At 31.0% G+C, this 17,404-nt stretch carries 10 protein-coding genes and 1 pseudogene; all 11 read right to left on the bottom strand.

The window, feature by feature from the left end:
- Positions 1–188: 188 nt before the first annotated feature.
- Positions 189–302: pseudogene (locus tag ACFWM3_RS19290) on the bottom strand (hypothetical protein); the annotation flags it as partial.
- A 41-nt stretch (positions 303–343) separates the two neighbouring features.
- Positions 344–529: a hypothetical protein gene (locus tag ACFWM3_RS19285; protein WP_390312542.1), complete on the bottom strand. Its 186-nt coding sequence runs from the start codon at positions 527–529 to the stop codon at positions 344–346.
- A 718-nt stretch (positions 530–1,247) separates the two neighbouring features.
- Entirely contained in the window at positions 1,248–1,808 is a 561-nt protein-coding gene (locus tag ACFWM3_RS19280; RefSeq protein ID WP_390312541.1) for an HNH endonuclease, read from the bottom strand.
- 496 nt (positions 1,809–2,304) lie between these two features.
- Positions 2,305–3,555, bottom strand: coding sequence for a DNA (cytosine-5-)-methyltransferase (gene dcm / locus ACFWM3_RS19275; protein ID WP_390312540.1), 1,251 nt, complete (start codon positions 3,553–3,555; stop codon positions 2,305–2,307).
- A gap of 656 nt (positions 3,556–4,211) precedes the next feature.
- Positions 4,212–6,758 (bottom strand): SNF2-related protein, encoded by a 2,547-nt coding sequence (locus ACFWM3_RS19270; protein ID WP_390312539.1) that lies wholly within the window; start codon positions 6,756–6,758, stop codon positions 4,212–4,214.
- On the bottom strand, positions 6,751–7,977 hold the full coding sequence (locus tag ACFWM3_RS19265) for a hypothetical protein (protein WP_390312537.1): 1,227 nt from the start codon (positions 7,975–7,977) through the stop codon (positions 6,751–6,753). Before ACFWM3_RS19265 ends, ACFWM3_RS19270 begins: the two co-directional genes overlap by 8 nt.
- The gene (locus ACFWM3_RS19260; RefSeq protein ID WP_390312536.1) at positions 7,974–10,532 is read right to left on the bottom strand and encodes a hypothetical protein; all 2,559 of its coding nucleotides are present in this window, start codon (positions 10,530–10,532) and stop codon (positions 7,974–7,976) included. The genes ACFWM3_RS19265 and ACFWM3_RS19260 overlap by 4 nt, the downstream gene beginning before the upstream one ends.
- 35 nt (positions 10,533–10,567) lie before the next feature.
- Positions 10,568–12,082: a PDDEXK family nuclease gene (locus ACFWM3_RS19255; protein WP_390312535.1), complete on the bottom strand. Its 1,515-nt coding sequence runs from the start codon at positions 12,080–12,082 to the stop codon at positions 10,568–10,570.
- Between the two features lie 708 nt (positions 12,083–12,790).
- On the bottom strand, positions 12,791–15,418 hold the full coding sequence (gene mngB / locus ACFWM3_RS19250; protein ID WP_390312533.1) for a mannosylglycerate hydrolase: 2,628 nt from the start codon (positions 15,416–15,418) through the stop codon (positions 12,791–12,793).
- A gap of 15 nt (positions 15,419–15,433) precedes the next feature.
- Complete coding sequence (locus ACFWM3_RS19245) at positions 15,434–15,844, bottom strand: hypothetical protein (RefSeq protein ID WP_390312531.1); 411 nt, start codon at positions 15,842–15,844, stop codon at positions 15,434–15,436.
- Complete coding sequence (locus tag ACFWM3_RS19240; RefSeq protein ID WP_390312529.1) at positions 15,805–17,370, bottom strand: fructose-specific PTS transporter subunit EIIC; 1,566 nt, start codon at positions 17,368–17,370, stop codon at positions 15,805–15,807. The genes ACFWM3_RS19245 and ACFWM3_RS19240 overlap by 40 nt, the downstream gene beginning before the upstream one ends.
- Positions 17,371–17,404 lie beyond the last annotated feature (34 nt).

The following is a 17,404-nucleotide window of genomic DNA, read 5'->3' as shown; positions in this document are numbered from 1 at the left end:
TCTTTCTTACTTATGGTGTCATTTTAACACCACTATCTAAATTAGTCAAATGCATCTAATCCTACTAATGGAAATTGTATTTAGGATAATTACTGTAGATAACCGTTCTATACTTTAATTACATTCTCACATAGTCCACTAAAAATGAGGTTCATTGCTACGCTGTATGTGTCCAATGACAATCACTCTTATTGAAATACATATCTTTTATGCTGTTCACGTTTCCGTACATGAATAATTTTGGCATATCTTAGTGTAGTATCTGGCAAGCTGTGAGCTAACAATTCCTGAATAGTTACGAGCTCAGCTCCACTATCTAATGTTAATGTTGCAAAAGTATATCTTAAAACATGGGGACTACTTTATCCTGTAAGCCTGCTCTTTGAGCGATTATACCTATTTTTCTTTGATTATAATACTCTGATAGAACAGTAGACAATTTATTCTTTGTATTTTCCACTTCAATATAAGGATACAAATCTTTTAAAGCAGCCACTAATTCTGATAATACTTGCTCTCCTAGATTCATAATAACAACTCTCCTTAGTTCTTATTAGTAACTAAGGATTATCTATTCAAACACCAAAAATACCAACTGAGATAAACAACTTTCTATTTTCTTAAATTTAATCTTTTAATAGGGAAGAGACGATTACTTTTGGAGTAATCGTCTCTTAATAGTTGTGTATTGCTAGTATCCTTGTACTGTGCAGCACAAATGTCTCTTAAACTGATAAAAACAGCACCTTTAATGAAGTAAGCGGTATTCACCATTTAATATTATATATCCCTAATATGTTATTCAAAACAAAACTCAGAACTATACTTTAATATAATCTTCTAATACTTAAATTACCATTACAATCTTCTTGAATATGATTTTCTTCCATTAACTCTTCTAAGATAGAATCTATGTATTCAGAGGAAATATCTACTCTGTTAAAATAGTCATAAATTTTATTTCGGGGCATTGGATTAAAATTATTAATTTACAAAAAAGTTTTTTTCAAACCTTCCTTAATTCGTCTTCGCCTTTCTACCTCAAATTCTTCTTTTGTAATACCTCCATTTATAATTTCTTTAATAAACATATTCCAGAATTCCCTCAAACTTACCCTCTCCGTTTCTATTTTTTGTAATGTTAATCCAAAAAACAAATTGTATTTTATATTTCTTTTCATTCTACAATTAAGCTTTGCAATTCTGTCAAAGAGATTTGCATTTAAACTACAGCTTTTCTAGATAAGTTAACTTGAATGTGTTATCTTTTTTGCTACTTTTTCTCTAACACGATCAGCAACATTATCCGCTTTTCTCATAAGCAAAAAAATATCCTCTTTAATCTTATAGTATTCTTCTAAATCTCCATCAAACTCTTCCATAATATCTAACGTATTAATTACATTTTTATTTATATATTCCTTAAGTTTTTTCTTTTTTTCTTTTAATCTTTCTTCTTTAAACTGGGACTCCAGAAATACTTCCCAATCCTTTTTACCCTTAGCTGAATTACAATCCTTACAACTAGGGACTAAGTTACCTATCTGGTGACCGTATCCTTTAAATTTCCCATCTTTCACTAAGTTTACAACATGATCCCATGTCTCAGCTTTTTTGTCATCACAATAAAAACAATCCAAATCTTCCTCTGGATTCATTCCAAGTATTACTAATGCCTGCTTAACTTTTTCTTCCGAATATGGATCACAAATAGCTAAAGCGGAAGCAAACGCATGATTAATAGTAGTTTGTCGTTTCCCATATATTGAATAACTTTGTAAGTGCTTTTTTATATCCTTGACTTTCATTGAAATCCCCTTTCCTTGTGTTTACATTATTGGACATTAATTGTCGTTTTACCTTGTTTCAATCTTTTAGAACTAAACGAGAACCAAAAATCTCCTAATTCGAGGGGAGCTCATAATCTAACTTCCCCTTTCTTTTAATACAATCACAAACGTCTAACAAAAATTTTTTCTGCCCCATTAGTGCCCCACAACACCTGTTTTATATTTTTTATCCCTCTGTTATACAATATAAAAACCCTTGAATAACAAGGGTTTTTTGTATGATCCCAACTGGACTTGAACCAGCGACCTCTACCCTGTCAAGGTAGAGTAGCAGCTTATCGTTTTCTCACGTTTATTCCATTAATTTTATACATTAACTTTACATACCATATTTAGATTAATTTTTAAAACGGCAATTATTTCGCATAATATTCACAAAGATAGTTTTTTTGCATAATTATATATAAATTCGACGTACATTAAGGAGTTATTATCTTTCCTCAGAATCTAGCATTTAAATATTAAATTTTAATTGTGAGATTTCTTCTTGTTCTTCTAATTCAATTTTTTTGATTTGCTTACCCATTTTAGAGATTAATCCCACTACAAGCGCATTTCCCATGCAAAAGTAACGCATTCGATTTGGCATGCCCTCTGTCCAATTATCTGGAAAACCATTTAAGCGTTCGCATTCAACTGGAGTTAAAAAACGCTTACGACCCTCTACTTCCACGATATGAGTACTACGGTTTACCGATCCTTCACTTGTTAACATTGTACGTCCTGGACCATTTATATCGTCTGTCGGCGACATTCCCCCTTCTGAAAAAAAATAATCATGTCCTTCAGAAGAAGTACGTTTTATTCTCTTGGGTCCTCTTAAGTAAGCAAATTTTTCAGCTACTGCCTCCGTCAAGTAAAAGCTCTCATCAATAGTTGTCTCATCAACTAATATATCTTTCAATGGGATATTCTCTTCGTTTAATACCTGTGTCTGCGTTGTGAATACTTTACCAGACCTCATACAACCAGCAGAATAAAAATTAAAAGAAAACTCATCCGAAATTTCTAACATATCTAATGGTAATTTAACTGTTGATCTACGATTTTGATATGGTTCTTCTTTAACAGGAAATGCTTTCGCAAAGAAACCTTTATTAAATACAATCTCATCCAAATGGAAATTCAACTGGTTCTCTGCATAATCTAATGTACTTTTATAAGCAAAAATGAATACACGTCGACGTTTTTGAGCCGCACCATATTCTGCAGCATTTATTACCCGCCACTCTACAATATAATCCAAATCACGTAATGTTGCTAACATGATTGCAAAATCTCGTCCACGTTGCTTTGATGGTGATTTTAATAAACGATCTACATTTTCTAATAATACATACTTTGGATGTGAATTTTCAAGTACACGTTTAATCTCCCAAAATAGAACTCCCTTTTTCCCTTCAAGCCCTTTTTCGCCAGATAACGAACGTGCTACTGAATAATCTTGGCAAGGAAATCCACCTACTAATAAATCTATGTTTAACTTCTGAAAAACAGTATCAGGTATAGTTGTAATATCTTCATTACTTCTATTACCTTCTTCAAAATGACTGGCATAGCAATCAAACGCATGCTGCACTTTTCTTGAAGGTTCCCACTGATTAGCCCAGACTGTTTTAAAAAAATCTGCATCTGCGGTTTCTAATCCTAAACGAAATCCACCAACACCAGCAAATAGTTCAACTACGTTCAACTTATTACTCATAACACGAACATCCTTTCTCTTATAAGAGTATTATAAGCTATGATTAGAAAAAGATCAACTTTAAATTAATGTTGACCTGATAAATATTTATTTTAATAAAATAAAAAAAATTCTGTAAAGCACTTTTACTTTACTTACTTTTTAAGTCTTAATAATTTGATTTGTATTATATTAAAGAAACTAATTAGGGCATTCTATCGTTCGAAATTCTACATAATTGAGGAATAGAATTTAATGAACATGCATTATGTTCTGTGTATTCTTGATAAAAATTTTTATGGATGTAAAAAGATAATACAATTACTTAAATATTATTGTAATTACTATCGAGGATTCTATAAATTTAAGGATTAGAGTTGAAGAATTTTGAGTAGTTTCAAGTGATATTGGAACGGAAAAATATATATGATATTTTATACTTGGAACAATTAAACACTTTTTTAAAAAATTAATCACTAATTTAATCTCTTTAATTTTAATTTAACAGACTTGTTTTTTGTAAGAAACCGTACCCATTCAGGTACGGTTCTTTATTTTATCATAAATTTAAGAAAACTATTTCTAAAGAACCTATTTTCATAAATCATGAATATAATAATTTATCCATTTTGCCATAACAATGATTACGAGAATAGATTACATATATGGCAAAGATATTATATCTTGAATAGATTCAAAATTTCTTCATAATCAACTTCCGGGTCTGGTTCTAAGATTCCATTTTCAATTGCATTAATCATACGCTGTTCTTTTTCTTTTAATCGATAATATATTCGCTCATCAATTGTGTTTTGTCTTTCATTTTGACCTTCTAACATAAAATAGTAATATTGAGTATAATCATCATCTTTTAAACCTAGACGATGGATACGATCTCGTGACTGTAACATATGTGTAAGATTAAAGGAGTACTCTAAATAAATAGCGTCATGGCAAGTACGATGTAAAGATACCGATTCAGCTAAAGTATGCGGATTGGTAATCAAAACTTCGATTTCTTCTCGTTTAAATGCTTCAATAATTTCCTCACGCTCTTTTTGATGGGTACTACCGTAAATGACTGCTACTTTAACACCTTTAGATTTTAAATCGTTATATACTTTGTCAATTGTATTAACAAACATACACCAAACTAAGCATTGCTTGCCCTCATTCTTTAAATTAATAACAAGCTCAATAGCTGCTTTATATTTTGATGTCGTACTGACTTGTCTGATTATTTCAATTTCTTCATCAGTAAAAACAACATCATCTTTTTCGAAATTATTATACCAACTCGTATTATCTTCTTCACCATACATTTCAATTCGACTAATGGTTTTTAATAATAATTCTGGGTTTGAAGCTGCTTGAATCAAACGGATATATAAGTTAAATGCGTCATTACCATATTTTTTATATAGTAAATCAATAATTTCCTGTTCTAAAGTGTCAGTAGGTACTTTGATAATCTCATCAGTATTCGCTGGTGGAACTTGAAGATCCATTTTTGTAGTTCGCCAAAAGAATGGATACAATTTATCATTGATTTTTTTGATTTTTAATACGTCTGGATTTTTTAATTCGTTAATTTTGAAATTAAAAAACTTTTTATATTCATCTGTATATAGAATATTTAAAAAGTTAAATATATCCTCGTACGTGTTTGGTATTGGTGTACCTGTTAATACAAATTTGAATAACGGTTTTTCTGCAATTTTCTTCGCTACCTGGGCCCGTTTACTTCTAACCCCTTTTATTTTGTGTATTTCATCGAAAACTAACATTGTTCGGTCATCAATAATTTCACTTAAAATACTTTCATATTTTTGGAGAGACTCATAATTTATTAAAATTAAGTTTTTGTTAGAACTATTAATTTCAAGTTGAATACTAGGTGATTCTTCATCATGTATATCCAGAAGTTTAAGCTCTTTTTTATCACCGAAGTTCGCTTTGAATTCTTGTTTCCATGCTAAGAATGAGTTTTTGGGACCTATCATTATAATCTTATCAATCTTGTTAATTTGGGGCGAATTTAAGTAAGCAAATACACCATAAATCATTGATGTTTTTCCGGCACCTGGAACAGAGAAGTTTGCAGCTTTTTTCATTTGTTGCATATAAAAAGCACTCCACATTTGCTTTTCACGTAACTTTCGGTCAAGTTCTACACTTACGATTTGTTGGAATTCTATAAATCGATCTACTATTTGTTCATCTTGACATTTTAATAGAATTGCATATTTAGATCGTTCTTCTATCCAATAGGCTTGCTGTTCTAAATAGTGTTCAAGTTCCTTACTCACTATAAACCTGAACTTTTTCCTACTAGCAAATCGCTCAAATATTTTAATGATTTCGTTCATATCCATGTACGATAAGTCAGATTTAAAATTTGGATAAGCATTTTCTAGATAGGGTGTTAATTTTTGTAATGCGTAGTCTTTTCCTTTAATCACATATGATGTTAAAGTATCCTCTAAAAATAATTTGTCATCATCAATTGATAAAACTAAAGCATCATCAGTTAACATATCTGTGTTCAAAATAAGTCTCCCTCTATCAAATGACATAATTTTTTTCTTTATTACTTCATTAATTTCTTTCACATAAACACACATAGTTTGTGCTTTGTCTTCCCAAAGTGTTTCAAATTCTTGTCGTGCACGAACTAATTTTTGTTTGTCAAAATCTGATGATAGCCAAGATGCGGTAATGTCAAAAGATTCGAAATTTTTTTCAATTGCTGCATTAGTTTCATTATTAGATCCCGTAAAATATATTATGTTACCTTCTTTGTCTTCACATAATCCGAATTTCGAATGAAACAAACCTAATGTCTTAAAGCCAATCTTAAAATCCACTTTTTCTTTTGCGATTAAGTGTGCTAAATTACAAAAATTCATTTGCTCATCATTTGTTAAAGGTTCATCTAACTTTGAAAATAAATTATTCAAAAGCTGCTCTCGAAGATTGTAACCTAGTTTAATCAATTCAAAATCCTCTTCGCTAATATCTTGTGAAATAATAAGCCTCATTTTCCCACCATTTTGAACGAGCCCTTTCAAGCCCTTAGCATATGCTGCCAGGGCCTTAGAGCTAAAATAACCACTTACTCGATCATAGGAAGTTGCAATTTCGAGAACAGGATTGTAAAATTCATTTACAATATTTGAACTAGTTGTATAATAAGATGGCTTAAGGGCAATCTCATTAAACACCAATTTTATCACCAAATAATTTCGTTGTTGCTTCTATTTTTTCAAGTAGTGTCTTGAATTCTAGTTTTGAAGTCGCATCTAGACGAGGGATTTGATCTGTATCAATTGACTCAAGTGCTGTAAATGCTCGTTTTAAATATTCGACTGGTTGGAATTGAATACCAGAAATAATCGTTTCTGTGATTTTTCCTTGAATCAGATTCTCTGATTGTGATTTAATAGTTGAGTCTAAGTCTGCATTGACTTCTCGAATTACTTCTTTCGTAACTTCTTCTTTTTCTTGAAATGCCTCGTACACTTCTTCAACTATTTCTTCATATTCATCTAAGAATTCTTCGCGATTATTTGCTTTTAAAATATTTTTACCAATTTCGCGAATGTGTCGAGTTAAATCTCCACGATGAGGAATCGCCATTGCAGTAAACAGGGCGTTTCTCACGCGTAAATATTCAGCTTCATCTTCATCATCTTCTTTATTTAATATTCCCATGATTTCTTGTAATGGTCCATCTAAATTTAAATCGCGTGCGACATAATATTTCCCTTCAGCATTAATGAATTCTAAGAAATCAACCATTAGATTTGCCTTTTTTACCATTTTTTCAACATCTGATTTTTTCTTATTTGTATTATGTGCATAATCTTCTATGCTAAATAACTTGTCTTTAACAATAACACTATAAACTTCAACTAAATTATCGATGGGATCATAATCAACTGGGCGTTCTTCAGCATGCTGTAAATTTAATTCTAAACGTTTAATGTCTGTATCTGATAAACCTTCCGCTTGATCTAAAATTACTGATTCAAAATAAAGATTTGTACCATCCTCTTTATTTATTAGCCGAACGCATGTGAACCTGCGATTTCCATCAATGACCCTTCCGTCATTTAATACAACTCCCGGTAACCGTTGACCAAATAGTTTAATGTTCGCTTTAGTTGCTTGTAGCGCAGATGAGTTGGAGTCGATAATATAGCTCTGTAAAATGTTGTTATAAGCTTCTTTATCTGTAGTATCTAATACATTACCTTCAGATTCATAGCGATTGATAGAGCTGATAATACGTCCATTTTTATTATTATAATGTAGATATTCTACCGGAATACGGTATACCTTGTAATTTTTTGTAATACCTTGAATTGTTAATTTTCGTGTAGCATCAGTTTCTTTAATGATATTTTGTTCGATTAATTCCTTTAAATTAATTGTTGTCATTTATATATCTCCTCAAAAAATGTATTTTTATCGCAATAGAATTTGGATAATTCAGGTGAATAATATATTTCGGTACTTTGAAGAAGCGTAACAGCTTTTTGAAGCTCGATAGACACACGGTACTTTTCATTAATATAATTAATTAAATCGAATCCTTCTATCACTTCGAACTCATTTATTAACCACTGTAAAAAGTCTACAAATGATACATCATCATTTTGGATGATAAATATATATCCAGCATCTAAAGTAATTGCTTTGATTCTTGGATCCGCCCATAAAATACGATCATAAAAAATGCTATCAAACCCTAAATCGAATAATTTGTGCATGAAACCTTGTTTTTGTATTTGGGATACAGTGAAGTACTTTTCATTACCAACAAATTGGGTTACTTTATTTTGAAAGTCTATAATTAAAGATTTTGGTACACCTGATTGATTTAGCTTTTCTGCTGTAATGTACATGTTTTTTTCAACTTTCAATAGGTCCAGATTTTTTTCTAAATCGTAAATGACTTTCCAAAAAATTTGTGTACGATTTACTGGTAAACGATTATTAATGAAATAGTCATTTTTAAGAATTTCTTTAATAAAGTATCTCTCTACTCTGCTATAAGCATTGCTTAAAATAAATCCACTTCTAATTGAATAATCTAACTGCTTCAAAACCATATTATTGATAAATTTATCATGGAAATCATTATATTTTTGATTTCCTTTTTCCACAATTTCATCCACTGTATGGATTTCTCTGGTTAAAATGGATTTTAGATAGGCAATTTCTTCAACAGAAACATCTTCATATTTGACACGGATAATGTCCTCACTGACATATTCAGAAAGAAACATTTGAATATGACTCTTTAAAGAGGTGTTCTTTAAGAAATAATTTTCATTTACGAAATTCACGAATTCATCAATATGGATAGGAGCTTGTTCATGAAATAAATGTATCAAAAATTCGTTCTTTTCTATATTCCCTACTGCAAACTCAGGCATACGATTATAAGTGATGTTAGGCATTGGGATAAATGTTTTATAAAGGTTATGAAGTTCATTTTCATTTTTTATATCAATTGATTTCATAAAATCGATATAATCGTTATAAATTCTCTTCATATTATAAATACCATTTGGTAAGTTTAATAACTCCTTTAACCGATTAACTTCCTCATCAGTTAGTTGACTAAAATCATAATATCGATAATTGTGTCCTCGATCACGTAAAGCATATTGACATCGTTCGCTTAGTCCACGTAGAGCATTTGGGTTTTCAGCTAACTCTAAATCATAGTTATTTTTTATTATATACTCATTGAATTTAGGAAATAGCTCAGTATCATTTGTAGAAATTTTCCCATAATAAAAGAGTACATCTTCAAAAACTGAAATTTTACTCAAATTACTTAAATCATTTTTATGGTTAATTATACCGTTAAAATGATTTAAAATGATTTTTTTTTGTGCTTCACTAAATTGAAAATCAGATAAATGATCCAAGATATTTTTTTTACCCTTTTTAAGTCTTAATGTCAAAAAATTGTAAACAATTTCATTAACATTAAATAGCTCACAAAACAATTGTTTAGAACAACTGAAATTTTCGAAAAATTCTTTGTATAATATTTCTTCTTCAGTAACTGGAAAACTTTTTAATGCAGACTTTTCACGTAATGAAATAGCTTGCCGAGTTATATTTAGAGAATTAGCTAACTCTTGTAAGGTCTTATTTTCAACAATCCGCGAAATTAAAACATCCATATTTTTTGTAGACGCTTGATTATTTAGATGGTATTCCAGTTTTTTATATTTTTTTCTGTACCACAAACCTTTGTTTAAAAGTAAGTTTTTTTTCAAAAAAACCATAACATTTTCTTCAGATATTAATGGAATTGCTTCTAACAACTGATTTACGGAGAAGAATGTTCCTGGTTCAAGTGAATTGATGTAATTTTCAATAAGCACAGATGTATCAATGTAAGCAGTTTCAAGTATTTCTGTTTTTAAAGAATGATTGTATAGCAATTCAAATGCTTTATAAGCTTCAATTATTCTTTCGTATGTAGAAACACGGTCAGAAGAAGTAATTGTTATAAAGTCACTTAAAGAAAGATCTTTTAGATCTTGATAAGTAATGTGACTCGATTTTAACAAAAGTATATTATGTTGCGATAATCCAGTAACATTTAAATGATACAGACATGGTTTATTGAATTGTTCTGGTGGAATTAAAGAAATAGCTTTACTGATTTTTTCAACTATAGATTTTTTATTACCAATTTTGACATTTAATTTTGGTGTATTCTCGACAAAATCATGTACAGTTAAGCCATCTTCCACTAATTTATTAACTGTTCGCAAACTTACATTATTATTATAATTTATTACATGGTATAAACTATATTTATTTTGCAAATCATTTCCCCCTCCTTTTATCTTTATTAACTGACAATCCCACTTAATAATATAAAACAAGCCTCTAGAAATAGCAAGCATTAAAAATATAACAAGTGAAATTTTTTTTGATTTATAAGAGTAATAACGCTTGATCATCATAAGGAAATCCAGAGAAAATCAAGCGCTAATTATCATTCAATAAAATCTAAGTAATCTTTTTTACTGCAAAATATTATTTTTAATTCTGGTGAGTAAAATTGATTTATCTCATTCGAGCAAAGTAATGTGTGTATAATATCAATATTTAACTTTACATAGAAAGTTACTTCAAGCATATCAATTAATTCGTATAAAGACATGAGTATTTTATTATGTTTAGTGAAAAGAAATTGAATAAAATTTGCTAAATCTACTTTCGAAGTCGTTTTATTGAAGAATAACTTACCTCCAATCTTTATTGATTTTATTCGCCCAGGTCTTTTTAAAAGCGATTCATAAAAAATCTCGTCAAATCCATAGCTATCTGCATTGTGTTGGAAATTGGATTTTTCCAATGAATTGTAAGTGAAATATTGATCATTTTCTATAAATCCTTCAACAGATTCACGATAAGAAATAATTTCAGATTTATCGATAGGAGCATATTTAAGTGCGGTTTCAGTTAAGTAAAGTCCTTCTTCTATTTTGAAAATAGTATAATCATTTTCCATGTTTTCTAATTTTCTTTTTACGAAGTTACTTTGCCATACTTCATCATTCTTTAGTGTGAAATAACGGTCACAAAGAATCTTTTGTCTGAAATAGTCGTCACTGCTTTTAATGTCATTTCTTAAAATAAAAGGAGGTGATAACTTATAACCTATTGAATTGAGCTTATCATTTTCCAAATCGAAATCATCAAAATTGCTAAAAATATCTTTAGCAATTCGAACGAACTCTGAAATAGTACAAATTTCATTTAATAATGGCTTTATTTTTTGGTAATCATAATCCTCTAATTCACTTTCTTTAGTTGAATTAGACTTGACTTGTAAGTTTGGCATAGTTGATAAAATGGAACTTACATATTCATTATTGAACCAATAACTTTGTTTAGTAATCAATTGTCCATCAGGTAACTCAATCATGTCACTCGCATTTTTTGCCTTTGGGCGAACATGCATTATTTTTGATTGTCTAGAAGACGGGAGATCATTTTCATTAATGGATTTATTACCCTTTTGTACAAATTTTATAGTAACACCTGTTTCCAATTTCGATTTAAGTGAAGTCCAAAAGCTATGAAGTTCATTATTTATCGTTACTTCTGGCATTTTCCAGATTCTTAATCCTTTAAAATACAGAGCTTCTCCTAGATATTCGAAAACGATGAAAATAAACGTAGTGTCCATAAATTTCTTTTTTAAAAAACTGTTATCCCAGTCTTCTTTCACTACTCGATGGAAATTTATCTGTTCAAATGACATCGATTCTTTTGGAATTTTATTTTCTTTTAGTCGAACTGTTTTTACAGCAATATTAAAGTCATTTTTTAAATTAGATAAATCAATATCAAAATATTTAAACATTTGATTTGACAACGTAGCAACCGATAACTTATTACTTATTAAATTAATATTCAGGCCAATTTCACGACCAATCTCCATCGTATTCATATTTTCAAATTTTTTGAAATTACTAAGGATGTTTTGGATTGTTGATTGCATTGTTTCGCCCCTTTATTTATTTGGAATGTTTAGAATATAAATTCAAATTTATAATTAATTTTTTTTCATGTTTTAATGGTTCTTGTGTACGTTAATTCGAATACAATTTGTACCTAATTAATTATTTTTAGTTTAACATTACATATAGTTTTTTTAAAAGATTAAAAGTAAAGATAATAAACTGTAAGATTTAACCATAGATATGGAATTTGGAAATTTTGTTATGTATTTAGCAAAATTATCAAAAGGTACACATTTAATAATATCCTTAAACGTTGACCCTATAGGTTTTCCAAGTCTGAATATCATCTTATAAGGTGTTCAAAACTATTTATTAAACGTATCACAATATACTTATCTACCTTTTTGGTACAGCCTTTATAGTAATGCTTATACTCTCTTAAGAGATTCAAAAAACAATTTAATTATTGGTTATTAAAATATTAATAAAAAGTTTGCAATATAAATAAAAAAACTCCTATGAACTTTGGTTAAGCTCACAAGAGAATTAAATTCTTCCTTATTATGGCTATAATACTATTATGAAAGAAGGCTAGTAAATCCAATTTCTATCTAGTTTCGAATAAACTGATAGCTGTTATGGGGAATAGTCTAAAATGATTGTCAAAGGCTTATTGCTTCCCATTCTAGAAGACAGGCTCCTTTTATCAAACTTTCATTATATTCACACTTCCAAAATATAATATACTAAAATTTAATGTTCTCATTTCTTAGCTTTAAAAAAAAAGATTTAACCTGGTTTACTCTCACATTTATTCCAATATGCTGTTCATACACTTCAAGCTCCTCGTGACTCTCTTCATCTAAATTTACAATATATATCTGTCCAATCTCACCATTGAATTCAAAAACAAAATTCTCTTCACTTTCAAATGAATTATAAAATCGTAATACAAATCCACACTCTCGTTCAGCCTTCTTCAAAGTACTCAAAACAACATTCGAAGTCCTCTCTCTAAAAAAGCTAAACTCCAACGGCGTCTTCACACCAGCCACATTCAACTTCATAGCATCAAAAGGAATCTTATTATAAGCAACAACCGGAGTTAAATACTCCTTAGCAATTCGAGCAACATTTTCTTCTATATCATATGACGCAATCGCAAACTCCAACGACAACTTCCCAATCATCTGAGAATCCGGAGTTGGCAACTTAATCCCAGACGGTCGCCCAGGTCTACGAACCATCTCTTCTTTTCCAAGGAAGCCAACACTCCTAAACAAAGTAATCGCTATCGTATCAAACTTTCTACCAGTAATTTCATATTCTCTAGTACTATTCGTTAAAACACTAACTCCATATTCATCATTAGATAACGCTACATAGCTCAACATTGGATAAATTGGATCTGGTCGTTCATCCCAATTTTCTTCCTCCCACATATGAATTGCATGATCTACAACGCCACGCTTAATCGAACCAAATTGATTGTCTGATAACGAGAAAACTGATGCAATATTAGTAGGAATTAATGCTCTAAGTCGATGATCTCTTGCTTGATTATCCACTTCAAATTTAACTTCGAGTATTGGTTTATTCTTTGAAACATTCACTACAATATGAACGTCGATAGCTCCATCAATAATTTGTTCATTGCGATTTTCTAAATTGGAAGGAACAGCTAATGTGTATTTAATATCAATCGTTGCCCCATATCGATTTTGCTGAATTTTAGTTTCGGCTTGGACTGAATCGCTATAAATTAACTCTTCATTAAGAAGTGGAGAGTAATCATACTCATCTCCATCATCGCCCCCATTTTCTAAAAGAAGGACATTAGTAAAACTTTGTTCATGTTTCTTATCAAAAATATTCAAAGTACCATTTGAATTAACGGTAATGTCATAATAATCTGTTTCTACTTTATTATTAGAGTATGTTATTTTCTTTAAGACTTCATCACTTTCCTCTACAAAATATGTCTTATAACCCATTGATGGAATCTTATCTTTTAACTGGATTGTATATTCAATAAAAGGATCGTAATTTCCATAATGAACAATTTGACGATCAATTAAGCCTGGGTCAGTAATCCTACTTTCGATAATCTCAAAGTTTATTTCATTAGACTCAATATCCACAAGTTTAAATGATTTTAACTTTGTCATAACGCTAGTTGTCACAACTTCAATTCGCTCATAAGGAAGTAAGTTAAAAAGAGTAATCCGATCATGGTCGTTAGTAGTATCCATCGAATCAACAATTTTACGTTTATAAAAATTAATTAGTTGATCAACCTTCTCTTCTGCCAAACAAAAACGATTTAAAATTTCTCGATGAACTTTATCAGAACAGCAACAGCCAATACTATCATGTGCATGGTTTTTCATAATCTCTTTCCAAATTAATTCAATCAAACCACGATGGTACTCAAATCCTAAACGATAAGCAATTGATGCAATTGGTTCTAAAATATTGGTAATCTTATTCTCTATTCTAGTATTTGCTGCTTTAATATCCATTCTAGTCGAGTAAATACTACGGTGAACACGCATATACTTCCCATCTAAAAATTCACCTTTCAATGTATCAAGGTCATTTTGTGCTTCAAGATTTTTAAAAACATTTTCATATTTACTTAAGAAAAATTCGCGCTCTGGATATAGTTTTTGTAACTTTTCAATGACAGTGAAAATATTCTTTTGTATCGGCATTTGATCATGACCATTAGGTAAGATAATATGATCAGTTGTAGCACCTCGGTCAAGTACCGTGAAATACTTATCAATTCTACCTTGCAGTGCTTCCTCATCCTCTGGTAAATACTTACCGATTGCATACCCTAGCGGAAACAATTGAACTAATACCTTTGAACTATCGTCTGTTTCCCAATAAAATTCTGTTTTATCTGTTCCATGACGTTCAGATGTGCCTCTCCAGAAGATTGAATACTTAATATCAAACCCATTTAAAATCATTGGCATTTGAGCTGATTGTCCAAAAGAATCTGGAAGATAACCAATTTTCATCGGTACTCCAAACTCTTCGCAATCCTTCATTCCATACAATAAGTTACGAACGATTGACTCACCACCAACAATCATTTCATCCGTTTGCGTATACCATGGTCCAATAATTAATCGTCCTTCTTGAACTAGCTTTTTTACTCGCTCTTTATTTTCTGGTTTAACCGCAAAGTAATCTTCTAAAATCGCAGTTTGTCCATCTAATACATAGTAAGGATAATCAGGATTTGTTTCTAACATCTCCATAATTTCTTCCATATTATTAACTAGTAGAATTCTAGATTCTTCCGTTGTAAAATACCATTCTCTGTCCCAATGCATATGTGGGACGATGTGAACTTTTTTCATTTTGTGCCTCCACTCTTATGCTACATTTCGTTGTGATGATTTTATTTGTATATCTTTAACGATTTTTTGTTTTCTTGTCATGATTAGTAAAATTGTAGAAATAACTGCTCCAATTAAGGCCGCTTCAAACCAAATACTTGCAGCTACTATGGCTGGTTTACCTTGAAGTAAAGCTAATGAGAATATCCCAGCACCTGGAACATTTAAACCAATATTAAAGTAAGCCACAATTGCTCCCGTTACTGCCGAACCAGCAATTAATGAAGGAATTACCCGGAGTGGATCGTTAATCATAAATGGAATCGCCCCTTCTGTTATTCCAGCTAATCCAAGTAACCAAGTTTGTTTACCAATTTCTTTTTCTTGTTCGGAAAATAAATGTTTACCTATGATCGTTGCTCCAGTGACGGAGAATGCAGAAACCATTTTGACAGATGCAAATGCTGCGTAAGGTACGTATTTCCGCTCGCCATTGCACCAATACAGAATGTGTAAGCAGCCTTGTTTACTGGACCACCAAGGTCAAATGAAACCATTGCTCCTAAAATTGCTCCAAGTATTATCGCGTTTGTACCACTCATTCCATTGAGCCAATCAATTAATCCTTCGTTTAAGAAAGCTAATGGCTTACCAATTACAAATAGCATAATTGAACCAACCACTAGTGTTCCTACTACAGGATAAAACCAGAAACTAACAAAGCCCGCAAAAGTCCCTTTAGGCTTCACTTTTACTTTTAAATACTTTAAGAAATAACCTGCTAGTAACCCTCCAAGCATACCTCCTAAAAATCCACTACCTATTAAATTAGCCGCGACCCCTGCTGCAAATCCTGGCCCTAATGCTGGTTTATCAGCAATCGAGTACGCCATGTACGCTGATAAAATCGGAATCATTATTTGTCCTAATAAAGAACCACCTAATTGACGTAATAGCCATAACCATGATCCTTCTGCCGCATATACATCTTGAAGACCAAATGCTTGAGCAATAAAAACTGCCGCTGCTAACGTCATACCACCCGCTACAATGACAGGGATAATATGAGAGATTCCTGTTAAAAGGGAATCCTTAATTTCCGTTTTAATAGATTTGTTTTCTTCTTCATGATGTTGCTCTTCTCTTTCGGCTGTTTCTGATTTAGGTGCATTTCCCACTTTTTGGAGAGCTTGTTCTAAGATTCCTTTTGCGTTTCGAATTGGTGCAGCTACAGATGTTTTAATTTTTGGAAGATGCTTGAATCGCTCTTCATTCTTTACCGCAACATCCACTGCAAATACAATCGCATCAGCCTTTCTAATCAAATCAAACGAATGGCGATCTTCAATTCCATTTGCGCCTTGTTTTTCAACGAATACATTAATGCCTAATTCATTCCCCGCTTTCACAAGTGCTTCCGCTGCCATATATGTATGTGCAATGCCTGCTGGACAAGCTGTAATAGCTAATACTGTTTTATCACCTTTTGGAGAGACTTTCAGATTAGTAGGTTGTAAAGGTGCATCAAGAAGATCAAATAGTTCTTTAGTTGTTCTTGCATGAAGTAAATTATTTTTATACTCTTCATCCGATAATCTTGTAACCAATTCAGCTAATAAGGTTAAATGTGTTGTGCCTTCCTCTTCTTTTGGAATCGCTAACAAAATCACTAATTCTACTTGATTATTCGGATCAATACTTTCCCAATTACTCAATGGTTTCTCAAGCGTAACAACCGCAAACGAAGACTCTTTAACAGAAGAAGATTTTCCATGTGGAATTGCTAGACCACCTTCAAATCCAGTAGGTGATAAATTTTCTCTTTCCATTACCGCATTGTAAAAATCTTCTTCAGAATGGATTTTCCCTTCTGTTGCCAACTTATTAACTAAGTAATTTATGATTTCTTCTTTTGATGAAAATGACATTTTTGTACTGATTAAAGCTTCTGAAGTTAACTTTTTTAATTGCATTCTTGTAACCCCTTTCATTAGTTAATGGACTACT

This window comes from Gottfriedia sp. NPDC058432 (assembly GCF_042721555.1).
Classification (GTDB): domain Bacteria; phylum Bacillota; class Bacilli; order Bacillales; family Bacillaceae_G; genus Gottfriedia.
Note: the sequence above shows the minus strand (reverse complement) of the source record. Positions and strands in the feature narration are given on the sequence as shown.